Annotated in this window: 22 protein-coding genes and 1 pseudogene; 16 read left to right on the forward strand and 7 right to left on the reverse strand. The window is 50.1% G+C overall.

The annotated features are described in order from the left end of the window. Nucleotides 1-172: 172 nt before the first annotated feature. On the reverse strand, nt 173-1,921 hold the full coding sequence (locus tag AC2TF6_RS06825) for a sensor histidine kinase (RefSeq protein WP_491310439.1): 1,749 nt from the start codon (nt 1,919-1,921) through the stop codon (nt 173-175). After that, nucleotides 1,918-2,676, reverse strand: a complete 759-nt coding sequence (locus AC2TF6_RS06830; protein WP_491310440.1) for a response regulator transcription factor — start codon at nt 2,674-2,676, stop codon at nt 1,918-1,920. Before AC2TF6_RS06830 ends, AC2TF6_RS06825 begins: the two co-directional genes overlap by 4 nt. A gap of 238 nt (nt 2,677-2,914) precedes the next feature. Here AC2TF6_RS06830 and AC2TF6_RS06835 point away from each other — a divergent pair, with 238 nt between their 5' ends. Both AC2TF6_RS06835 and AC2TF6_RS06840 read left to right on the forward strand, forming a co-directional pair. Next, on the forward strand, nt 2,915-3,913 hold the full coding sequence (locus tag AC2TF6_RS06835) for a M23 family metallopeptidase (RefSeq protein ID WP_491310441.1): 999 nt from the start codon (nt 2,915-2,917) through the stop codon (nt 3,911-3,913). A gap of 138 nt (nt 3,914-4,051) precedes the next feature. Then, complete coding sequence (locus AC2TF6_RS06840) at nt 4,052-4,972, forward strand: S-layer homology domain-containing protein (RefSeq protein WP_231392021.1); 921 nt, start codon at nt 4,052-4,054, stop codon at nt 4,970-4,972. A 606-nt stretch (nt 4,973-5,578) separates the two neighbouring features. On the opposite strand, the gene glpX is transcribed toward AC2TF6_RS06840, so the two are convergent. After that, complete coding sequence (glpX, locus tag AC2TF6_RS06845; protein ID WP_009675444.1) at nt 5,579-6,553, reverse strand: class II fructose-bisphosphatase; 975 nt, start codon at nt 6,551-6,553, stop codon at nt 5,579-5,581. A gap of 276 nt (nt 6,554-6,829) precedes the next feature. On the opposite strand from glpX, the gene AC2TF6_RS06850 reads away from it, so the two are divergent. The 7 genes from AC2TF6_RS06850 to AC2TF6_RS06880 all read left to right on the forward strand — a co-directional run bounded on the left by AC2TF6_RS06850 (nt 6,830) and on the right by AC2TF6_RS06880 (nt 13,032). Further along, entirely contained in the window at nt 6,830-7,021 is a 192-nt protein-coding gene (locus tag AC2TF6_RS06850) for a GapA-binding peptide SR1P (protein WP_009675441.1), read from the forward strand. Beyond that, nucleotides 6,990-9,680, forward strand: a complete 2,691-nt coding sequence (ppdK, locus tag AC2TF6_RS06855) for a pyruvate, phosphate dikinase (protein WP_491310442.1) — start codon at nt 6,990-6,992, stop codon at nt 9,678-9,680. The genes AC2TF6_RS06850 and ppdK overlap by 32 nt, the downstream gene beginning before the upstream one ends. Nucleotides 9,681-9,770: 90 nt before the next feature. Next, nucleotides 9,771-10,382: a helix-turn-helix transcriptional regulator gene (locus AC2TF6_RS06860; RefSeq protein WP_491311602.1), complete on the forward strand. Its 612-nt coding sequence runs from the start codon at nt 9,771-9,773 to the stop codon at nt 10,380-10,382. Nucleotides 10,383-10,402: 20 nt separating this feature from the next. After that, nucleotides 10,403-11,221, forward strand: a complete 819-nt coding sequence (locus tag AC2TF6_RS06865; protein ID WP_009675440.1) for a pyruvate, water dikinase regulatory protein — start codon at nt 10,403-10,405, stop codon at nt 11,219-11,221. 190 nt (nt 11,222-11,411) lie between these two features. Then, entirely contained in the window at nt 11,412-11,756 is a 345-nt protein-coding gene (locus AC2TF6_RS06870; protein WP_491310443.1) for a DUF3139 domain-containing protein, read from the forward strand. Between the two features lie 215 nt (nt 11,757-11,971). Continuing rightward, a complete protein-coding gene (locus tag AC2TF6_RS06875; RefSeq protein WP_491310444.1) occupies nt 11,972-12,592 on the forward strand; it encodes a hypothetical protein in 621 nt (206 codons plus the stop codon). A gap of 251 nt (nt 12,593-12,843) precedes the next feature. Beyond that, a complete protein-coding gene (locus AC2TF6_RS06880) occupies nt 12,844-13,032 on the forward strand; it encodes a hypothetical protein (RefSeq protein WP_491310445.1) in 189 nt (62 codons plus the stop codon). Between the two features lie 40 nt (nt 13,033-13,072). Here AC2TF6_RS06880 and AC2TF6_RS06885 read toward each other — a convergent pair whose 3' ends face one another. Beyond that, on the reverse strand, nt 13,073-13,429 hold the full coding sequence (locus tag AC2TF6_RS06885) for a hypothetical protein (RefSeq protein WP_491310446.1): 357 nt from the start codon (nt 13,427-13,429) through the stop codon (nt 13,073-13,075). 409 nt (nt 13,430-13,838) lie between these two features. Continuing rightward, nucleotides 13,839-13,937, reverse strand: a pseudogene (locus tag AC2TF6_RS06890) (LuxR C-terminal-related transcriptional regulator); the annotation flags it as partial. Between the two features lie 193 nt (nt 13,938-14,130). Here AC2TF6_RS06890 and AC2TF6_RS06895 point away from each other — a divergent pair. The 4 genes from AC2TF6_RS06895 (at nt 14,131) to AC2TF6_RS06910 (ending at nt 18,052) form a co-directional block, all read left to right on the forward strand. Then, nucleotides 14,131-14,994, forward strand: a complete 864-nt coding sequence (locus AC2TF6_RS06895; RefSeq protein ID WP_491310447.1) for a helix-turn-helix domain-containing protein — start codon at nt 14,131-14,133, stop codon at nt 14,992-14,994. A 518-nt stretch (nt 14,995-15,512) separates the two neighbouring features. Beyond that, complete coding sequence (locus AC2TF6_RS06900) at nt 15,513-16,832, forward strand: hypothetical protein (protein ID WP_491310448.1); 1,320 nt, start codon at nt 15,513-15,515, stop codon at nt 16,830-16,832. 416 nt (nt 16,833-17,248) lie between these two features. Continuing rightward, nucleotides 17,249-17,791, forward strand: coding sequence for a hypothetical protein (locus AC2TF6_RS06905; protein WP_491310449.1), 543 nt, complete (start codon nt 17,249-17,251; stop codon nt 17,789-17,791). A gap of 12 nt (nt 17,792-17,803) precedes the next feature. Further along, nucleotides 17,804-18,052, forward strand: coding sequence for a hypothetical protein (locus tag AC2TF6_RS06910; RefSeq protein WP_491310450.1), 249 nt, complete (start codon nt 17,804-17,806; stop codon nt 18,050-18,052). A gap of 390 nt (nt 18,053-18,442) precedes the next feature. Here the strand turns inward: AC2TF6_RS06910 and AC2TF6_RS06915 are convergent, their stop codons facing one another. Next, nucleotides 18,443-18,718: a hypothetical protein gene (locus AC2TF6_RS06915; protein WP_491310451.1), complete on the reverse strand. Its 276-nt coding sequence runs from the start codon at nt 18,716-18,718 to the stop codon at nt 18,443-18,445. Between the two features lie 1,011 nt (nt 18,719-19,729). Beyond that, on the reverse strand, nt 19,730-19,954 hold the full coding sequence (locus AC2TF6_RS06920; protein WP_491310452.1) for a helix-turn-helix domain-containing protein: 225 nt from the start codon (nt 19,952-19,954) through the stop codon (nt 19,730-19,732). 235 nt (nt 19,955-20,189) lie between these two features. Here AC2TF6_RS06920 and AC2TF6_RS06925 point away from each other — a divergent pair, with 235 nt between their 5' ends. The 3 genes from AC2TF6_RS06925 to AC2TF6_RS06935 all read left to right on the forward strand — a co-directional run bounded on the left by AC2TF6_RS06925 (nt 20,190) and on the right by AC2TF6_RS06935 (nt 22,958). Next, nucleotides 20,190-20,915 (forward strand): stalk domain-containing protein, encoded by a 726-nt coding sequence (locus tag AC2TF6_RS06925; protein WP_491310453.1) that lies wholly within the window; start codon nt 20,190-20,192, stop codon nt 20,913-20,915. A 92-nt stretch (nt 20,916-21,007) separates the two neighbouring features. Further along, nucleotides 21,008-21,751, forward strand: coding sequence for an aspartate/glutamate racemase family protein (locus tag AC2TF6_RS06930; RefSeq protein ID WP_491310454.1), 744 nt, complete (start codon nt 21,008-21,010; stop codon nt 21,749-21,751). 388 nt (nt 21,752-22,139) lie between these two features. After that, nucleotides 22,140-22,958 (forward strand): hypothetical protein, encoded by an 819-nt coding sequence (locus AC2TF6_RS06935; RefSeq protein ID WP_491310455.1) that lies wholly within the window; start codon nt 22,140-22,142, stop codon nt 22,956-22,958. Nucleotides 22,959-23,017: the final 59 nt, after the last annotated feature.

Here is a 23,017-nt window from a genome sequence, read left to right on the forward strand (position 1 = left end):
GGCCGCCCCCCTGCGTACCATCGCCGACGCGAGAGCCGCAGGGGGCCCCTGCGGCGGCGCTCGGCAGACACTCCCGCGGCGTCGCGTCCTGCATCGTGGTCCTGCGCCGCCCGCCTGCGCCGCTGTCGCGGCCCCGCGGAGCCCGGCGTGTAACTCCCGCCGGCTGGCGCTCCTACAGCGTCACCGTTACGGCCGTTCCCCGTCCCGGCTCGCTTTCTGCCGCAATGGAGCCGCCGAGCCGCAAAGCCAGCTGCCTGGCGATCGCCATGCCGAGGCCGGTCCCGCGGGTGGTGCCTTCCGTGTTCGTCCCGCGGTAATAGCGGTCGAACAGCTTACCCAGGGTCTGCTTATCCATGCCAATTCCGTTATCTTCGACCCGAAGGGTGAACCCTCCTGGCGAGGAGGCGCCTCCCTCCGGCGCTTCCCGGAGGATTACCCGGATCTGCGTGGACGGAGGGTTATGACGGACGGCATTGGCAACGAGATTGTCGAGGATGCGGCGGAGCGCCTGCCGGTCAACGGAACGGACAAGCGCTTCTTTTTCCGGCTCGAACGACACGTTGGCGTGGGCGAACTCCGCATCGTTCACAACCCCGAGAATACAGCGGCGCACGAATTCGTTGAGTTCGGTTTGTTCCGCGGCCTGGGGCCTCTCGTCGTTGCTGAGACGGAAAGTCAGACTGAGATCGCCGATCAGCTCATCCATAAAATCCGCCTTATCTTTGATGATAGCCGCAAATTCCCGGATTTCCCGTTCCGTCCACGTGTAGTGGGGCGTTTCAAGCATATGGGCATACCCCTTGATGGAAGCCAGAGGTGTCTTTAAATCGTGCGAGATGCCGGAGATCCACTCGTCCCGCGTCCGCTCCAGATGCTCGCGGGCTTCCTCGGCGGAGCTTAAAGCGCCGGACAGATGCTCCATTGACTGCATCACATCGCCGTAAAGGCGGTAGCGCCGCTTCAGGCGTCCGTCCCTGCGCCGGCTCCCCGATCTTCCTTTCGCCGCGCCCGGCTCCGTATATTCTCCCCGGCTGAGCCGGTGCAGCCAAGCGAGGATATGCACGATCGGCGTGCCGAAGCGGTGACCGTACCAGAACGCCGCTCCGACGAGCAGCACAAGCAGCCCGGCGGCCAGGCCGACGAATGCCGTGAGCATGACCTGCGCTTCCGTAGCCGGGAAGACGTTCTGCTCCGCGCCGCGCGCGGGGGCATGGACGATCCAGATGCGGCCGTCCTCCAGGCTGCGCGAAGCGGAGGCGAACCCGTAACGCTCGCTGTATTGGCGGCGGAGCGCCAGATCCTGCAGCGTATAGACCGCGGGGATCGAATCCGGCCGGTTGTACGAAGCGAGCTCCTTGCCGCTGCGGTCGAGAAGCTGGAGAACGGCGCCGGACCGGTCCAGCCGCTCCCGGATGGAAGCGGGTATCTCCGGCTGCTTGTCCCCGGGCGGTCCTGCGGCGAGAATCTCGTCCAGCAGAACGTTTTCGGTGCTGCGCTTTCCGTAGAGCAGGGTATAGGTCCGGCCGTCTTTTTCTTCGATCCAGAGAAAAAGAGAATAGGGGAACGGCTTATTTCCCGTCCAGTAATCGATAAATTGCCCGGGCTCGTAGTGTGCCGGAACGTCGGCAGGCGTCCCGTAGGACTGGATAACCGCCCCGGATTCGTCCACCGCCTGCAGCCAGCCGCCGGACCGGAGCGTTTTGTCCAGCAGAGCCTCGTCGAAGATCAGCTTCCCGTTCTCTGTCCGGACCGATTGGACGAGCATGGACATGCCGGCTTTGCTGAAATCACGGTTCATTTCGAGCTTCGCCATGCCGGTGAGCATATAGGCGACGGCTCCGCCGATCAGCAGCAGAATAAAACCGCTCACGGTCACAAGCTGGATGACAAAACGGAGAATCAGCCGTTTTCGGACCGTCACGGTACGCGTACCTCCTGCGGGGCCATCGGGCGTACAAGCTTGTAGCCGAGTCCGCGCACAGTCACGAGAAAGCGGGGATCGCCGGGATTTTCCTCGATTCTTTCGCGTATGCGGTGAATATGCACCATCACGGTATTGTCGTCCCCGTAGCTGTCCGTTCCCCATACCTGCTCATACAGCTGCTGCTTGCTGAAAATCCGGTTCGGATGGCGGCACAGAAATACTAGCAGCTGAAACACGAGCGCCGGACACGACAGGCTTTGATCCTGCACCCGGAGTTCCCCGGCCTGCACGTGAACTTGGAAACGTCCGTAGTCATAGTGTTCGGGAGTTTCTTCCACCGACGAATAGGCAGCTCTCGGACCCCCGGCTTCCGGCGCGGTTCGGACATTTCGTCTCAAGCGGGCTTTGACGCGTGCCGCTACTTCCAGAGGGTTGAACGGCTTCGTCACATAATCGTCTCCCCCCAGGGCGAAACCGGTCAGTTTATCGAGATCCGAGCCCCTGGCGGTCAGAAAAAGAATCGGCGCATCCGTTTCGGCCCGCAGCAGCGGGCAAATATCGAAACCGCTTTTTCCGGGGAGCATGACATCCAGAACAATCAGATCATAAGTCTGCCGCTTGCAGGCTTCCAGAGCCTCCTCGGCGGTTGAGACGGTATTAATCCGCGTAAAACCTTCTTTGGCAAGAACTTTCTCCAGCATATGCAAGAGAGCCGGTTCGTCGTCGACGATCAACAGCCGGGCTTCTTTCATACAAAACCGCTCCTTTATTCCATTCTTGTTCCCATCATATCACGATCGGGTGAACCCGTCTGAAACAACACCTTAACGGAACCTTAACGAAAGAGGAGGAGGAAGGCTTTGGAAATAAGCTTCCGGTAATACGGCATTTCGGCTGAGGTAATGTCCGCATGGTACGCTAAACGTGCCGGAGCAGACAGATGAGACAGAGGCTCCGGGTCCTTAAAGAAATCGTAAAGGAGAGGGAGAAATGAAACGAACAACGACGATCTGGGGGATGGCAGCGGTACTGCTGCTGCTTCCGGGACTTGCCGGCTGCGGCAGGACGGAGCCGTCCTCGGCCGTTTCGCCTGCACCCCCGGCAGCTTCGCCGGATGCGGAGACAGAGGCGAAGTTTGAGCCGGGGAACCTTGCGGCCCTATTTTTGCAGGGGAAAATCAAAGAGATTTACAGCCGCTTCAGCCCTGAATTCAAGAAGGACGTGAGTCTGGAGCAGTTAAGGGAACTGGCCGGGGACTTCAATAAAGACGTCCGCGCGTATAAGCTGCAGAGCAAATTGCCTCTCGGGGAGGGGGATCGTTACGTATGGACGGACGAGTCCGGGCAAAAAGGGCTGACGGCCGCTATCGACGGCAAGGGGATCATCCGGGGGCTTCAATTCGTGCCTCTCAAGACGTATCCGGCTTCGGACGAAGCATTCAGCCGCACGGAATTTTCCCTTCCTTTCCGGGGGGAGTGGACCGTGTTCTGGGGCGGAACGAACGTGCTTCTGAATTATCATTATGAGCATGAATCCCAGCGGTACGCCTACGACCTTGTGCAAATCAAGGGAACTTCCAGCTACACGGGCGATCCGGGCAAGCTGGAGAGTTATTACGCGTACAACCAGGAAGTAACGGCTCCGGCTCCTGGAATCGTGAAGGCGGTGGAGAACGGCAAACCGGATAACGAAATCGGCAAGACCGACGAGAACAATCCCGCCGGCAATCACGTGGTCATCGATCATGGCAGCGGTGAGTACAGCTTTCTGGCCCATTTCAAAAAAGGCACGATCACGGTAAAACCCGGGGACAAAATCGAACGGGGCCAGCTTCTCGGGCGTGTCGGGAACTCGGGCAATACGAGCGAGCCCCACATCCATTTTCACGTTGCGGACGGAGCGGATTTGTCCGGGTCGAAGTCGGTCCGCATCCGTTTCGAGGGGGGAGCTGCGCCCAAGCAGGGCGACGTTATAAAGGGAGTCCGTTAAGAGCCGGATGTCCTCCATTCTTTTTGTCGAAAGCCGCTCCTTTATCTATAGAAGGAATTTATGAAATCGGTTAAAATAGGTAAAAGAGATGCAACATATCGCATGAACGGCTCGTCAGAAAGAGTGGAGGTGAACATTATGAAAAAAATGACGAATATCGTCCTGTTGGCCTCGTTGCTCGTGTTCTCGCTCGGTTCCTCGGCCTTCGCGTTTTCCGATTTGAAGGGCAGTCCCGATGAGGCGGCCATTCAATCTCTGCAAGAGAAAGGAATCGTAGAAGGAATGGACGGCGACCGATTTGCACCGAATACATCGATGACGGCGGCTCAGGGCGTACAATTGATCGTTAAAGCACTTGATTTGAATCTGGGAAAAATCCGTTTCGTCCGCGCGCCCAAAGCGAGCGACAGCTTCACGAAAGCCAAGGATGACGTCTGGTATTCAGATTCGTTCATCATTGCCGCTATGAACAGTCTTCCGATCGGCCGGGATATCGATCCCCAGCAGACGCTGACAAGGGAGCAGTTTGCCGAATGGCTTCATGCCGCGGTGGAGAAAACAGGACCTTATCCGGTTGTGAACATGTTCGTGAACATCGCGGATCAGGCAGAAGTAACGCCAGGCAGCATGAACGCGATTCAGGTTCTGCTCCTGACCAAGATCGCCAAGCTGGACGATGCGTCGAAATTCAATCCGAAGAAGCCCGTTACCCGCGCCGAAGCGGCTGTAATGGCTTATAACGCGATGGAATTCGTTGCCAAGCACAGCAAAGCGGAGGAGCTTGCGACAGCTCCTTCCGAGGAAGAAGGCGTTAAGATCATCGTGGAGAAACAGAGCGATGAGCTTAACAAGGTAACCCTTTCCCGCGGTCTTCAGCCTAACCCGGGCTACAGCATTACCATTGACCGGGTTGACTACGTGTCGGATTCGGAAGCCGTAGCCTACTACACGCTGCGCAAGCCCGACCCGGACAAAATGTATCCGGCCGTCATGACCGAAGCGAAAGCTTCCGTCACGGTCAAAGCCGGTTATAAGGTAACGGCTAAGCCGTCGAAGTAAACGGCCGCGGCATAAAGTCCCGCAGGTCCGGCAGAAGGGGAGTGAAGCTCCTCCGCTGCCTCGGACTTAGGGCGATGCCTGGCATCCCGAACACCTCCCTGAAATCGCGGAATCCGATTTCAGGGAGGTGTTCGGCGTTTATAAGCAGGGCGTGGCCAGCGGCGGCAATAGGCGATAATAGAAAGGCCGCTTGGGCGGAAGCTGCGGCGACTCTATGACGGATGAGAAACGGGAATTGATTTCGCCTGGATCGAACAAGAAAACCGGCCGATTTTTTCGCTGGCGCAGCCGGACACACCAAAAAGGACGCGCATCATCAGATCGCGTCCTTTTTGATGTTTATTGGTGCAAGGGAGGGGCACTCTTGTCAGGAGTAGATAGAGGGATTGCACCGGCCACCGGGAATCGGAGAGAGCATTCGTCAAGCTTCCCGTATCGTTGTTTCGCATCCGGCACCGCTGCCGGGCATCCTCACCTGGAGAGTCGTGCGTCAGTCGGGAGCGAAAGTGCAAACCTGCAAACCAGTAAGCTTGCAAACCCGAAACCGGTAACCCGAAACCCGAAACCGTAACCCCGTAACCCCGTAACCCCGAACCCCGTTTAAACCTAGCCCACCACTGCTACGGCCACCGGCTTGCTCGGCAGATGGTGAATCGAGCGGACATACCGGATCGTCCGCGTTTTAGCGCGCATGACGATGGAGTGCGTCTCGGCCCGCTCGGCGGAGAGAAAACGCACGCCGCCCAGGAAATCACCCGGCGTAATGCCCGTTGCGGCGAAGATGACATCGTCGTCGCCGATCATATCCGGCAGGCGCAGCAGCTTCGCCGGATCGTCGATGCCCATCGCGCGGCAGCGCGCCGCGTCTTCTTCGCCGGACGGCATGAGGCGGCCCTGCAGCTCGCCGCCCAGACAGTGCAGCGCGGCCGCGGCCAGCACGCCTTCCGGCGCACCGCCGGAGCCGATGTAGAGATCGACGCCGGATTCCGGGAACGCCGGCGCCATCGCCCCGGCCACATCGCCGTCGCTGAGCAGCTTGAGCCGGACGCCGACGCGGCGCAGCACGGCGATATGCTCCGCATGGCGTTCGCGGTCGAGAATCGACACCGTCAGATCGGCGATGTTCTTGTCGAGCAGGCGGGCCGCCGATCGCAGCGTCTTCTCCAGCGGCTCGTCCAGACTCAGCTTTCCGCAGAGCGCGGGGCCGACGGCCAGCTTCTCCATATACATATCGGGCGCGTGCAGGAGTTTGCCTTTATCTGCGGCCGCGATAACCGCGAGGGCATTGTTGAGCGCCTTGGAAACGAGTTCCGTGCCTTCGACGGGGTCTACGGCAATGTCGACTTCCGGTCCGTCCCCGCTGCCTACGCTCTCTCCGATATAGAGCATGGGCGCCTCGTCCATCTCGCCTTCGCCGATCACGACGGTTCCTTTCATGGAAACGGAACGGAAGGACTCCCTCATAGCGGCGGTTGCGGCACCGTCCGCCTCGTTTTTATCCCCGCGTCCCATCCAGCGGGCGGCCGCAAGAGCGGCGGCTTCCGTCACACGTACGATTTCCAAAGACAGTTCTCTCTGCATTTTCTGTTTTCCCTCCACACGTTTAATATGACTCATATTTAAATTTATATGTTGTACTATATAATAATATATGATATAAAATAAGTGAAATCAATCCTTGTTTGAGGATTATTTTGAAATGTGCAGCCCAAATGCTGCATGCTATGTTCATGAAGGGACGAACTTTCCTCTTTTTAAAAAGAATGAAAGGGATTTCATCATGAACGGGATTATGACGTCATATATCTTCATTAAGAACCAACAACAACAACCAATCACAGAGGAGCGATGAAAACAATGAGCAAGGCGAAATCGGACGTCATGCTGGGAACTCTGCTCTGCAAATGGTGCAACGAGATCGTCGGGGAATTGGATACGGAGAAAGTGACCTTGTACTACACGCAATGTAAAGATGGCGCCTGCCGGGCAGCCGTAGACAAAGAGGGAGTGGGACACAATGAGCAAGCAATGGCTGATGCATTTTTATGAGGGAAATCAATCACTAGCGGGACTTCTTGGCGGCAAGGGCGCCAATTTGGCCGAAATGACCCGGGCGGGGCTTGCCGTTCCCCCGGGGTTCACTCTGACTACGGAAGCTTGCAGAGCTTACTATATAGAAAGCCGGCTGCCGGACGGTCTGCTCGCGGAAGTGCGCGAAGCGATGGCGGAGCTTGAACAGCGCAAAGGACAGCGTTTCGGGGATGCGGCTTCGCCGCTCCTCGTCTCGGTCCGTTCGGGTTCGGTCACGTCCATGCCGGGCATGATGGATACGATACTAAACCTTGGCCTTAACGACGACACGGTGGAAGGCTTGGCCGCCGCCACCCAAAACCCGCGTTTCGCCTATGACTGCTACCGCCGCCTGATCCAGATGTTCGGCAGCGTCGTTTTCGGAATCGAGGGAGCCTGGTTCGAGAAAAAACTTCACGCGCTGAAACAGGCCGCCGGGACGGAATCCGACCAGGATATCCGGGCAGAGGACTGGCAGGAGCTGATCGGCACGTATAAAGCGCTTATTTTGAAAAGAGCGGGCGTTCCGTTTCCGCAGGACGTTTACGAGCAGCTCCGGCTGGCCGTCGAAGCGGTTTTCCGCTCCTGGAACAACCAGCGCGCGCAAATTTACCGCCGGTTGAACGGAATCCCGGACGAACAGGGAACCGCCGTCAACATTCAGGCGATGGTGTTCGGCAATCTTAATGAAGAAAGCGGCACGGGCGTTGTGTTTACACGCAATCCGAGCACGGGAGAGAGAGTCCTGTTCGGCGAATATTTGACGAATGCGCAGGGGGAAGACGTCGTCGCGGGCGTACGCACGCCGCAGCCGATCGCCAAGCTGGCGGGGGACATGCCCGCCGTTTACGAGAAGCTTGTTGGGATGGCGGAGCTGCTGGAGCGGCATTACTCGGATATGCAGGACATCGAATTCACCGTTGAAAACGGGACGCTTTACATGCTCCAGACGCGCAACGGCAAAAGAACGGCTCAAGCGGCCATGAGAATCGCCGTGGAGCTCGTCCAGGCGGGCATCCTGACGAAGGAAGAGGCGCTGCTCCGCGTAGAGCCTTCGCACCTGGATCAGCTCCTTCATCCGAGCCTGGATGAAAGCGAAGCTCCGGCCGCGCTGGCGACGGGCCTTCCGGCATCGCCGGGGGCGGCCTGCGGACAGGCCGTCTTCACGGCGGACGAAGCCGACACCTGGGCCCGTGCGGGCAAAGCCGTCATTCTCGTCCGGACGGAAACGACGCCGGAAGATATCCACGGCGTGCTCGCCGCGCGCGGCGTGCTGACGTCCCGCGGCGGCATGACGAGCCATGCGGCGGTCGTGGCGCGCGGCATGGGCAAGCCGTGCGTATGCGGCTGCGAGCTGCTGGCCATCGACAGCGAGGAGAAGCAGGCCTTCATCGGCGGGGTAGCGATCCGCGAAGGCGACTGGCTCACGATCGACGGCGCCACCGGGCGCGTCATGATCGGCGAAGTGCCGCTCAAGGAAGCGGATATGTCCGCCGAGCTTCAGCTGATGCTGCAGTGGGCGGACGACGTGCGGCAGATGAAGGTGTATGCCAACGCGGACAATCCCGAAGACGCGGCGAAAGCGCGCAGCTTCGGAGCGGAAGGCGTCGGCCTGTGCCGCACGGAGCACATGTTCCTCTCCCCGCAGCGGCTGCCGATCGTCCAGGAGATGATTCTGGCCGACTCGGATGCGGCCCGCGGAGCCGCGCTGGAGAAGCTGCTGCCGATGCAGCAGGGCGATTTCGACGCCATCTTCCGCGCGATGGCCGGCCTGCCCGTGACGATCCGGCTGCTGGACCCTCCGCTGCATGAGTTTCTCCCGAACCTGGAGGAGCTTGTGGCGCGTCATGCGCAGTTGACGGCCGCTCGCGCCGGGACTTCGGTTCCGGATGCCGAGCTGCAGAAGCTGGAGTTCCTGATCCGCAAAGTCCGCGGCCTGCACGAAGTGAACCCGATGCTGGGGCAGCGGGGCTGCCGGCTGGGCATTCTGTTCCCCGAAATTTACAGCATGCAGATCGAAGCGATTTTCGGGGCGGCCCTGGCCTGCCTGAAAGACGGCGTCGACGTATCGCCGGAAATTATGATCCCGCTCGTGGGTCACGCCAACGAGCTGCGCATTATGCGCGGGCTGGTCGACGAGGTCGCGGACCGCATGCTCGGCGACCTGCGCGACCAGGTCAGCTACCGCGTCGGCACGATGATCGAAGTGCCGCGCGCCGCGCTGACCGCGCCGCAGATCGTGCAGCACGCCGACTTCTTCTCGTTCGGCACGAACGATCTGACGCAGATGACGTTCGGATACAGCCGCGACGACGCGGAGGGCAAGTTCCTCACGCATTACGTCGACAGCAAGCTGCTGCCGGACAATCCGTTCCAGGTGCTCGACCGCGACGGCGTCGGCCAACTAATCGAACTGGCCGTTACCCGCGCGCGCGCCGCGAAGCCGAAGCTCAAAACCGGGGTCTGCGGCGAGCACGGCGGCGATCCGAAGTCGATCCGGTTCTGCCGGGAAACCGGGCTCGATTACGTGTCCTGCTCCCCTTACCGCGTGCCGCTCGCGCGCATTGCGGCCGCGCAGGCCGAAATCGAGATAGCCGCGGAAAAAGCCGCCTCCGGGCAGCAAAGGATTGTATCCTGACCGCATTTTATATATCATGGAGATATACCCGATTCACCTGCGGGAATCCGCCCGTGAGGAGTGAGAGTCATACAGCTGTCTCAGCGCCAGATGGAAATTCTGGAACTCATTCATAAGCAAGCGCCCATAACCGGGGAGCAGATTGCCGAACAGCTTGGCGTAAGCCGTCCGACGATCCGTTCGGATCTGTCTCTTCTGGTGATGCTCGGCCATATCAACGCGAAGCCGAAGGTCGGTTATTTTCCGAACCAGTCGTTTCGCGAAGTACAGGCGGGCGGGCTGAAACTGAAAGTCAAACAGGTGCAGTCCATGCCTGTCATCGTACGCAAAACCGCTACCGTGGGCGACGCCGTCGTCGCCCTTTTTGTAGATAACGTGGGCGGTCTGGTCGTAGCGGATGAGGAAGGCATGCTGCTCGGCGTGATTTCGCCGAAAGACCTGCTGAAAGTGACACTGGGCAACCCTGCGGCCGCCTCCATGCCGGTTTCGCTGGTCATGACGCGCAAGCCGCAGCTCGTTACGGTGACTCCCGATGACGACGTCATCGAAGCCGCCCGTAAAATGGCGGAGAACCAGGTCGATATGCTGCCTGTGGTCGTGCCGCATGAGAACGGCAGCGATACGCCGTCTCTGGAAGTGGTAGGGCGCATCTCCAAAACAACAATGACCAAAGTGCTGCTCGACGCAGCCAGGAAGTGGTAAGGAAGGGGAACACATACCGGATGGTTCAGGATGCACATGAGGCGCAACAAACGATCACAATCTGCTCCGATTCTGTCGGAGAGACGGCGGAGACGGTCGTACGCGCCACAATCCGCCAGTTTAACGGCCACAACGTCAAGATGCGGCGCATCGGACACATTAAGCATGAAGATGAAATCCGCGAGATTATGGAGGAAGTGCATCGCGAAGGCGGCTTCGTCGCTTATACGCTCGTCCAGCCTGAACTGCGGGAAATGATGAAAGAAGAGGCGATCCGCCTGGGCGTCCGCGCCATCGACATCATGGGGCCCATGATGCAGGCGTACATCGACACGTTCGACGGGGCACCGAGCCGTAAGCCCGGGCTCATGCACGAACTCGACGACGCCTATTTCCGGCGGGTCGAGGCCATTGAATTCGCCGTCAAATGCGACGACGGGCGCGATACCACCTCGATGATGAAAGCCGACATCGTGCTGATCGGCGTGTCCCGCACCTCGAAAACGCCTCTCAGCATCTTCCTGGCGCATAAGGGCTACAAAGTCGCGAACTTTCCGCTCGTGCCCGAAGTGAAGCTTCCGAAGGAGCTGTTCGAGTTCCCCGGCAGCCGTATCGTGGCCCTCACCATGAACGCGGAGAAGCTGTTCAAGATCCGGATCGAGCGGCTGAAGACGCTGGGTCTGCCGTTCGGCTCCCAGTATGCCACCATGAATCGGATCAACGAGGAGCTGGAGCATGCCAGCAGCATTGCGAAGCGGCTCCGTTGCCCGGTCATTGACGTGACGGACAAAGCCATCGAGGAGACGGCGGGTCTGATCATTGAGTTTTTGCAGGCGTAAAGCCAACCGCGTGAACGGTTAGGTGAAGCTCCCCGGTTATGACCGGGGGGCTTTTTTTGGTTGGATTTTTTTTATAGGCAGCAAGTAGAAGGGGGAATAATGGGTTATCCAATATTTGACATTACTTAGTTGTACCATTAGCATGAAATTATCTTGACCTGGCCCTATTGGGCGAAAAGGAGCGGAATTCATGCCTTCTGTCCGAATCAAAAAGTCCTCCTTGATCATCGGGACCGCTATCCTGCTACTTGCGCTTTCCCCCTTTGTTTATTCCCGGTATACCCTTTATAAACTCGAAAGAGGAATTCTGGCTTACTTAACCGACACGAAACACTACCAAGAGAAGGAAATCCTCAGCATTGAGGCGAAAATCAGCAAGACGCCGAAATATCCGATCTATGTAAAATTCGCGGACGAACCCGATGTCACGTATCTCTACATATACAGGGACGATAAGTACATTCAATCTCCTCCCACCAGGGATGCTCGCGGGAACCTGATTCTTCACAAACATACCGAAAAAGAGACGTTATGATCGTTTTAAGCAGCCGCTTGCATAAAAACTGGAATCAACTAGAAGGGGCTCGTGATCAATATGGAAATTTGCCTAAATTCAAACACGATGAAAACCCGAATATTATAAAATAACAAAGCAATCGGAATTAACAAAGCTGCACGGCATCACCGGGAGCAAGAGCGCGCATGCTTGACTGAAGAAAGGCTAACATGGAGGAGATGAACTAAACTGCCATGGTCGTGTTTACTATAGATATTAGAAAAGTATATGTGTACACCCATCGTCTTCAAAAGAACAGCACATTTAAAGAGGTCAATCAAAACCTGTCCATACAAGAGGGGGATGCGGTGTTTGGGGATTATGAACTTGCCGAACAATGGATGAAGAAAAATCCCGTGGTTTACGTGGATGATGAAAAAATTTATAAGGAGTCTGAATCCTATTCGTTTGGATCTCCGGCTTTCACCATAAGGCAGCATCGCACGTCCCTTCCCCAAAATATTTTCTTCACGAAAGAGGAAGTCGCGAACGTTCTGGAAAATGGCGATGACGAAGTTAACAATGTTCTGGTTGTGGATTACGACGGAATTGTACATTTACTACCGGAATGCAACAATTTGCGCGGATACGCTGTAAGGTTCGAGACTTTCCCATCCGGTAATGGTTATGCGGGTCCCAAAAGCAATCTCCATCATCTGGATGAAACTTACCGGGCTTTGTTAGATGCCTGGGTCGAGCATTTGCATCACGGAGATGAGGCTTACAGGGATTATGACATAGGGAAGATCACGGTAGAGGAATTGCAAAAAGAGGCTGGAGCTTTAGTTGCTAAGATGAGGACCCCTGGGTTCTGAGAATGAGAGTTGATTAACTTTTGACCTATTTTATTACTTTCATACTTAACTTTATAGTAGCTTACTTTATTTATGACGATGCCAATTTTCTTAAACCTTTCATCCATTCTATTTTTATACTGATTTTGGTGGCTGGGATGGATTTAATTTCTAAAAGCAAAAAGAAAAGACCATTCAAGTGAAAGCGCAAATAAGAAATAATAACAGAGGATGGGCTGATTAATTCGATTATCACCAGGAGGTGTTCTTGTATGAAAGACATAATATATAGTGTGCTAATCGCCATCCTCATAACAATAGCCGCCTCTTACGTCGAAAGACCTGTTAGTTTTTATTTTTTCGTGATTTGCCTAGTTATCTGTTTCGGTGTGGGCTGGGTCGTTGAAAAGATAAGTAAATATATTTCGAAAAATAAAAAGAGTAAGCAATTTAAAGATTAATGGAGGATGACGGATTAAATTCAGGGAATTTATCATCCGGTCACTTTTGTAATTGACAAATGGAGAACTCGCCTTCGTAAATAGAAACATTCAATAAGGTTCCGTCTGATTTCTTAAAAATGTAAGTTGCGCCCATACTTAGATCCCCTGCATAAGTCCAGCCATGTTTTTCAATTTGTCTCTTGTAGCTGCTTTTCAAGCCATCTGTCTGATGAATGCCCGGAGCTGTATAAACATAGATTGTGCCTACTGATTCCGAACTGGTTTTTTTGAGAATGGCGTTACGTGGGACGGGATACCCTTCTGGTGAAATCGTGTATTGAGCAATTCCAGACCCAAAAAGGTAACCAACACACAAAATAACCAAAAGTAAAGCTGATATAAAAAATTTTCTCATTATTTACCGCCTTCTTAATCTTGTTACTATTTTTAATGCTTGTGGACTATGCAACTAAAAAGAACTCAGGTAAGAAGACTCTTACAAACCATACTCCTTTAACAGCAGAAAGTTACGATTTCCATGTTTTTTTGAACAATCTATTTTGGGATGCTGATCCTGAACTACTGCATTTGGATGGAGCACTAGTTGGTCTCTTGTTGACGATTTTCAAGCATATTGGAATTCCAGAGGGCAATCCGTGTACAGTGCTTCCCATAGCAATTTGAATACTATGATCTCAAATGCTGAATTAGGTGATATCGTGCAATATAACCGTTGTACAAAAAACACCCCCACAAAAAAAGACCTTCCGTTATCCCCAAAGGATGATCGGAAGGTTTTCTGTGCCCTGGCAAGGGTGGCTGCGTCAGATTTTTAGCTCCCCGAGCTTGATTAGCTCGACTACCGCCTGTGAACGACCTTTTACATTCAACTTTTGCATGACATTCGTAATATGTTTTGTAACACGCATAGTTAAAACCCAGTAACGGCGCGGTTTTGACGGTTTCAGCGTGTCCCCCGCCCGCTTCCCTACAACGTGACTTTCCTATAACGTTAACAATTCTTCACTTCATTCGTCACACAACGCATTCCCCCGGCGACATATTGATTTGCGCAAGACAAGCGCAACGAAACTACATTCAATGGGGGACAATCAAATGAACACTAATGAACTACAAAACAAACGGCACGACGAGCAGCGTATTTTCTTCAAGGTTGATGTATTGGCGGTTCGCGGCGGCATAATCGCCAAGATCGGGGCAGACGGTTTTGCAACGCTTGCAACGATCGCTTCGTTTATGGACGAAGACGGCGTATGCTATCCGACGCAAGAAACACTTGCCGAAATGATGGGTGTTACCCGCTTCACCGTAATTAAGCGTATCCGCACGTTGTTAGAAACGAAGCTTGACGACGGTACACCTGTCCTTGAACGAGCGTGGAGAAATCGCACAGGCGGTGGCGTTGGGAAACAGTCTGTATATAAAGTCAACATGGCTTGCGGCGTATCAATGGGGCGCGATTCTAAAGACGTTAAAAGTATTGACGTTAAAGAATCGCACGTTAGCGAAATACACGTTGAAGAAAAGCACGCGCTAATGTTGAAAAACGGTACGAATAATGTGAACAATTTCAACGTCTCGGATGTTGTCGCAGCTTCATACAAAGAAGAACCAGTATTTAAGAAGAACCAAGAAGAAGAACCAATAAAAGAAGAAAGAAAGGACAAGCTTTCTTATCTATCTATTCCTTCGGAAAATGCCAACGACAACAATATACACTTACCCCAGGTCGTTGAGGAAGACGTCGAGCATAAATCCTTTAATTGGGGTGAGGAATGGGAAAAGGATTTCGGCGATGCAGACCGAGAACGTAGACGTAAATCCGAACGCCCATTAACCGCAAAAGAAAAGGCGGATATTGAAGAAATTCAGAATAGCCGAACGGTGACTTATTCGCTATCAGACGAAATGTTCGAAGCAGCATTCGGGGTTAAAAATAATACTTCGACTTCTTGTTAAAGTCACAATTAGTATAACTGTATATATGACAAGACGTGTACTCCTACGGGTTCGGGGTTCACGTCTTTTTATTTACCCGTAGCGTCACAAATTGTATAACGCGAGGTGACATAATGAATGCAATTGAACAATGATACAGCCCGCCTTATCCGGGCGAACACGCAAATGAACCAAGTACAACTTGCTAAAATCGTCGGGATTTCACGCGCACTACTTGCAAAGATCGAAACGAATGCGAAGCCGATTTCGAATAGCGTCGAAAGGCGTATTCGTACCGCATTCGGGCTAGACGACGAGAAAATAAGTCAACTACTTAACAATGCGCTTTACAGCGTACCGGGGAGGAATTAACCAATATTACCAGACTGCCCCCCGCCAATATGAAGAACATTTTGAATGACTTTATGTAGGACTGCAATGAAACTTAATGAATTTTTTTTGGAATCGGAGTTAACTATTTACTTATTACGCCGATATATTACAAATAACATATACTTCAATGAAGAGAGAGGTCCGCGATGCAAACGAATGGTATTTACGCATTATCAACTCCAAGCACTATAGTAGCAAAGAATAACCAGCTTGCTACTAAAGTGCTTGTCCCTGCAAGTAACAATGCTTCTGATGCAGTAGAGATGTACACCCCGAGTGTGATTGATGAAGGACAACAAGAGCTTCGTGCATTGGGAGGCCAGTGGATTGTTGGAAGGGAATTTACATCAGTTCAAGGTACGGACTACTCAAAGAATTTTCTGGATGATGTAAGCGGGTTTCTGGTAAAAAGCGCATATGAGCGTGATCTACTGCTTCAGCGTTACACAGGAGACGAATTGAGTCAGCATCTTGAGCAATACGATAAGCAAGTTCAACTCAAAATAGAGGATATCGCGCAGACAACAGCGAGCACTTTGTCTCAATATTTGAATTTTGAAAATGATTCTATTTTTGGAGGTAGCAAGGAGACACAAGGAGAGTTCCTCTCCACCTATAAGCCGATCTTCGACAAGGATGAGTTGACCGATCGTATTAAGAATATGCTACAGGAACAGTCCCGGCTTCTGAGCAAGTTACAGGAGGAGCAGGGGGACCAGTGGAAGCAGATCATGGAACAAGGCGGCAAGGGGATTACAGACTTTCGGGATTTACTGAAGGAGGAGGCAAGTAAAGCCTCTGTAGGAGAATCTACCTCTTTTCAAGATATTAGTTACCGTGATGTAGCAGGAGTATTCGATGCACTGGTACACACAACAGCTAAAGCTATGAACACGTTTACTTTTGATACGGAATGGATGGCTAACAATTTAGGGACCGCACGTCTCAAGCTGGATCTTTATTTGCAACAATCGCCTATGTCGTCAGCGATTAAGGAGCAGCTCACGCAGTCCGTAGATAAGGCAATGAGTACCAAGATGGGAATCGCAGAATATGACGACTATAAATTCTCTCTTATCTCAACGCCTTCCTTCCGCAAACAATTTGCTTCACATCAAGAAATGTCATTGGAAATAAAGCGAAAGTACAGCGCCCATCTACAAGACCTTAATGCCAAGAAGTCTGTAGGAACGATCATGTGGGAGAGCATGAAGGGATTATTGAATCAGAAGCCGGAAGATCTTCTCAGTGGCCTGATGAACGCCTTCAATAGTCTGCATCACAGCCTCATATCAGCACCGAGTATGCAAGGGGATGTAGGTCCAAAGGCCAAGCTTGAATTTGCAAACCAGGTAAGAGATGCGAATCTAGAGGACTGGAACAGCTTCATTTCTTCTCTGAATATGGGTCAACAGCAGAAGAGCGCGCTTACGATACCCAAGAATAGTATTGATATTAAAGTATAGTCGTGAATAACGTAGAGCTTCTGTCCGGAATTCAGCCGGGTAGAGGCTCTTCATATGTGTTCTAGTTCGCAGCTTCAATTCCCGATAAGGGGAATATCAAGCCGAATATTGCGAATGAACCTGAAAATGGGTAAGAGCTAACCGTCATCAGCAGTGGACCGTGGGCATTGGCGCCATTTTCAAAAGTGAGTACGGTCTCGAGAAAATAGGGGAAACAATATATGTCCCAACTCCTCTGTCGAAGAAAAATGCACAAATGTAAGGACATTGTACACAAACGACACAAATCAGAAGACATTATCGCGAAGCGGTCAAGGCGGTCTCTGCGTTCAGCATTATATCTTCATAATTTTTTGCTTGACTTTGTGGTTATTTTTCTTTATCAAGACTAAAGCAAAGGATAGGGAGGAAACATCATGAATACAACAGGTTTGGAAAAATTCTACAAGTTAGTAATTGGTATTGAAGAAAAAATCGAATATGATCCAGATGCGAGCCCAGAAACATTTGAGCATTACAAGAAAATTTATCCTGAGTTTGAAAAAATCTTTGATTATAGAAAACCTCAAATTTCTAAAAATGAAGTGTGGCGTTTATGCTTTAATCTTAATGATGCTTTCAGAAAAGGCGATCAAACAAATTCAAATGTATTTCAGGATGATTTTTACATGTCTGGAGATACAGACTTTAATTTTAATGAGAAAAAAGAACCTATTTTTGAAAAAAAATTAAAAAAAGACTTAAAAGGGAAGTCTTTAGAAAATGCAAAAGAAAAGCTTGAATTCTGTAAAAAATCCCATCATGCATTGGTTAATTTCTCATTCATGCCGAGGACAGGAAATTTGCAGGGTTTTAAGGGGGCAAAATGTCAGCATGATAGACTGGATATTTTTTTGTACCACTTATCTAAATTTTATAAAGCGAAAGATGAGTATGTTTTGTCAAAGGCAGTTCCTTAAGTTCACGAACGCTTGAAAACTTTCTTAGGTTTCTTCAATGATGTCTATCATTATTGCAATAAAGTCTATTATATAGAAAATAAGGGCTTTGTTGATCGGCTAATTGAAAATGGCGAAAAATCTATAGAAACAGCGGATGATGTTATTCGTTATATGGACTTAGCAATAGAGTATTGGCATATGAGAGCAGTTAACTACGCAACAATTTATTATATCCAAGAAAAAGAAAACGATAACAAAAGACAAGAACGGAGCCTGTAGCAAGAACGGAGCCTGAGCGCTACATTTGTGTATGTGCGCGAACAATTCATTACGCAGAAAGAAGCGTTCCAAAACGAAGTACACACGATCAAAAACGAATTAGCAGCGCTAAACGTTCGAGTGGAAACGGCGCTATCTTCAATACAATGTTATGGATTCCGAATAGCTTTGCATGACGACATTCGAATCCCTAAGAGCCAAAAAGGTAATACTGGAACGTACATATCATCTTATGCACATCCGTATGTTAATTCTTTACTTCGTGCCATACTCGGTATACTGAGCATTACATGGCCTGATTATGTTGGTGATGAGTATAATCTCAGACACACATTTGAAATTGGAAAATAAGAAAAGGAGCGCTCACGAATTAGTGAGCGCTTTTTATTTTTATATAGCTTTTATTTCGTGAAAAAAAGGTTTGCGTAATAAGTTTTCATAAATCACAACAAAGTATTTGTTACCTATGTTTATAGAATTGATTTCTTGTTTATTAGTATTTACTTTTTTTTCTGAGCCATCTTCAAATTTTACAATAACGTATTCATTGTTTTTTTCAGTTATACTTACTTCAGCTACTGTTTTACTAAAAACATCTTGATAGTAAAATCCAAAAAATAATAATACTAATATTAAGAGAATTATAGTAATTTTTTTTCTATTCAAGAAATGTCCTCCTTTTTGTTTTTTACAAAAATAATATGCACATATAACCAAACTATACCATTTGAACAATAAAGGATGGGAATCATAAATATTTCGATAAATCGATTTAAACGACATAATCGGATAAGAATAGATCATAAAATCCAAATTTCAACGAAGGAATCGACAAGCACACTTGACGAATAGATTGGTCATGGAGGTGCTTGTACGTGATTTAGTTGTTTATGTCCGCTGTATGGCAATGATCTTAAAATCATATAAAATGTGCAACAAGATTGGCAGCAGCAGAGTGTCTGTTATAAAGTAGAGCTAGGCCATTACCAGACCGAATATAAACAATGTAATAATATTGGAAGGTCCCTGTACGAAGTGACTGAGACCAATTGCGACGCCCACAATAATCGCGCTTGCTAGTCCAGATGAACCCCATTGCTCAACACCAAAGTTATACAAAAAAGCCTTGATACAAGACTTCTTCTGTAATCCCTACCGTTATCGGCACCCAAACAAATTGCGCTGGTTGTAAAGAGATATTATATCAGACGAACGAATGACAACAGATGAAGAATTGATCAAACTCTATCTGGAGACTCACCAATTTTATAGGCGGTTTCAAGCTGACGTGAAAAACTCCAAGCTCATGTACGAGTAACGAATAAAGCAGGGGCCACAAAATTTGATGAAAACCCCCCTGTCAATTGAGCTTACTAGTACTGTTTAAACGCTTAATAACCTGCTAAAATTCCTAAAACATTCAGTCAAATCGAGCCACGGGCTTCAGACAGCGAGAAGCTTAACGGTCCGAATAAGCATCCTAGCATTTTGACGAGATCCACGATTTTAAGGATTCCAAGTCTATCAATGTTAACAAAAACTCATTGGGTTCCTGACAGCAACCCTTAATCGGGTTTAAAAACTAACCCCAAAAAACCACCCCAAACAAGAAAAGACCTTCCGTTATCCCCAAAGGATGACCGGAAGGTTTTCTGTGCCCTGGCAAGGGTGGCTGCGTCAGATTTTTAGCTCCCCGAGCTTGATTAGCTCGACTACCGCCTGTGAACGACCTTTTACATTCAATTTTTGCATGACATTCGAGATATGGTTACGCACGGTCTTCTCGCTGATAAAAAGCTGCTGTGCGATATCCTTCGTCGTTTTGTCCTGTACGAGTAATTCAAAGACTTCGCGTTCACGATTTGTGAGTAAGAATTTGTTTTTATGGTCGTTGCCCTTCAAGTTGTCATCCCTCCTTGCTCGGGTTTTGGAGTAATTACAAGGGTAAGGGATACAGTCAACTTAGTGTATGAAGGGCGCTTACCAATGGTGCGATGGCGGGGGAAAAATAGGCGGGAACAGGGCTGTTTTAATACCGGTGATTCCGCATCCCGATTTTGATAATCGTTTGTAACAAATCCCGGCCGTCCCTGTTGTAAACTGTTCTGGAGGGCATTTAGGGAGGGAGATTCAAGCCATGCGGAAAAGATGGATGGCAGCGGGAATGACGGCGGCGCTGCTGGTCGGCGTCACGGCCGGCGCTTACGCGACAAGCAATCTGAAGGAGATCAAAGCTTTTTTAAACCCGGATTTACAGGTGGACTTGAACGGCTCAACCTTTACGCTGAAAGATGAGCAGGGGAACGATCTGGTCCCCATCACGTACGAAGGCAATACTTACCTGCCTCTCCGCGATCTTGCGCAGCGGTTTGATTTGAGTGTGACTTGGGACGGCACGAACAATAAGGTCATTTTGAAAGACAAACCTTACGTGGAATTTTCCGGGGAGGACGAGGCCCTGCTTGAGAAATACGGATACGGATTCCGGTTTCCGAGATGGCTGGAGAACATGGTGGCGAGCGTCATACCGGAGGAAAACGTGAAAACGTCCATCGCAGAAGGGCGTCTGGATAAACGGGCCCAGTCGCTGACGCTGATCCACTATATGGTTCAGGATGAGAATCTGCACCGTCTGCACGACGTGGTGGCCCGCATCGAAGTGTACAAGAAAGAAGACTGGCCCGAAGTGAAGAAAACGGCAGCGGGCGCGGAAGTTCTCGGCGAGAACGACCGGTACGTTTATATCGCGAAGAAGGCCGCGGAGAATCCCTACCAGCCCGGAACGCTGGATGCGGAAGGCTTCGGGGATCTGCGGGACTGGCTGGATCTGCACGACTATTACTTTACTTTGAGCGGCAAATAAGCGGGCAAGCACTTATTTTATAGGCGAAAAACGAAACGTCTCCGGGAGGGGGCGTTTTTCTGGTACACTTGATTAAAAAAGGGGGAGTATCCATGATCGGCATATTGGCGGGAATGGGACCTAAATCAACCGGTCCGTTTGTGGACAAGGTAGTTGAGCAATGCCAGCAGATGTATGGAGCGGAGCGGGACACTGACTTTCCGCATATGATGATCTATTCTTGCCCTACGCCGTTTTATGTGGACAAACCCATCTGCCACACGGATATGGAAAAAGCAATCCTCAAAGGAGCGAAGAAGCTTGAAAGCACAGGCGTCGATTTTATCGCCATGCCCTGCAATACGGCACATCTCTACTATGCTTCCATAAAAAGTAAGCTCTCCGTGCCTCTATTGAACATGGTAGGCGAGACGATAAAAGAAATTCCGCGGGGAGCAAACAGAACGGCTCTTTTGGCTACGGCGGCCACGATCGAGTCCGGGATTTATCAGGAGGCTCTGGCGTCAGCGGGGTTGGAGTGCGTGGGCAGAGAAAGTTGGCAGACGTGTATAAATGAACTTTTGTCCCTCATCAAAAAAGGTCAAAAGAACGAAGCCGTCGCCTTATGGAACCGGTTGTGCTCCGAATTGGCCGAGTCGGTTGATACCGTCCTCATCGCTTGTACGGATTTGAATGTCGTTTCGGACCTGAACGAGAATGCGTCCCGGGGGCTTCATTTTGTGGATTCGTCGGCATGCCTGGCAAGGGCCGTTGTGCGGGAATATATGAATTTGGGGAAAATAGGTTTGGATGTGTGTATGTGGAGGGAGAACGATATTGCTCATGAAAAAATTTAACTTTTGGTAACTAGCTTTTATAAAAGTATTTTTCCGGGGGAGGCTCATATTCTTAGTTGACTTGCCAGAAATATGAGTGAACTTTACCTCTTGTTTAAGAACGCATTGTTCAACGAAAAAAGATTATATCACCTATTTATATATACTTTTTCCTTGAAAAACGTTTGTGAATAAAAAAGAAAATGAATGTAATATTGGGAAATAATTGAATTTGTTTTTAAAATTTGGTATATTTGAAATTGTTAAAATAATTAATTTATACCAAAGGAGAAATGTAAATTGAAAAAATTTATACTGGGTTTAGCCGCCTATTCTAGCGCCTCTCTCAACCTCTACATCAGCCGCCTCTCCTAATGACAAGGAACAAATAAACAAAATAAAACCAGGTTTGGTCGATTTAAATACCCTTAGTACAGAAGAACGTACAAGGGTTGAACAAAGAATTGCACAAATTGATAAACTTATCGTAGAAGAAGCAAAAATAAGAGGGGCACAAGTAGCAGCAGTTAAAAGCAATGATAATTTAAAGGCTGCTAATGCAGTGAATGAACTAGAAAATATAGATAAAAAATTCGAGGAACTAGGAATAATAAAGAAAGCAACTAAGATTAAATCGGATAATAATATTAGCATAACTTCCTCATCGGGAAACGATTTTGCTTTTGATTCTCTAAAATTATTTTATGATACACAAGAGGGAAAATGGATATTTGATGCACAAGGGCAATATCTAAATGAAAACTGGACGAATGATTTTAGTTGTTTTGGTGGGTGCACCTATTTTAGGACATATAATATTGGTGGGAATGATGGATTTGCGTTAACGTCGCTGCATCGAGACATAGCGATATTTGGTAAAAGTTTTTATACACTAAAAAGTACCTTGAATGAATCTATTAATTGGACTAATTACCAAGGTGGAACAGGCCCACGAGGATATGGATGGAAGTGGCAAGACAGTGTTTACAAAGGAGCATTAGGGAAAGAGACGTACGATTCTCATAGGAGATTTGGATGGATGTACTTCACTTTTACCGATGGAAATCCAAGCTCGGGCACTACTGTATCGTTTAGAGGGGATACTTCTCATACTTGGGATGAGACAGAGGTTAACGGGATATCGTTCGGACCATGGTCTTTTGGTTACCAATATGCAAAATCTGGAAGTCAATGGGAAAAAGATGGAGTTTTAAATTATAAATTTTAAGGGAATTAGGAAGAGCATTATGCTCTTCCTAATTCAGTTTAATTTTGCATCTAGAGGTG

The sequence above is a fragment of the Paenibacillus sp. JNUCC 35 genome (genome assembly GCF_058269095.1).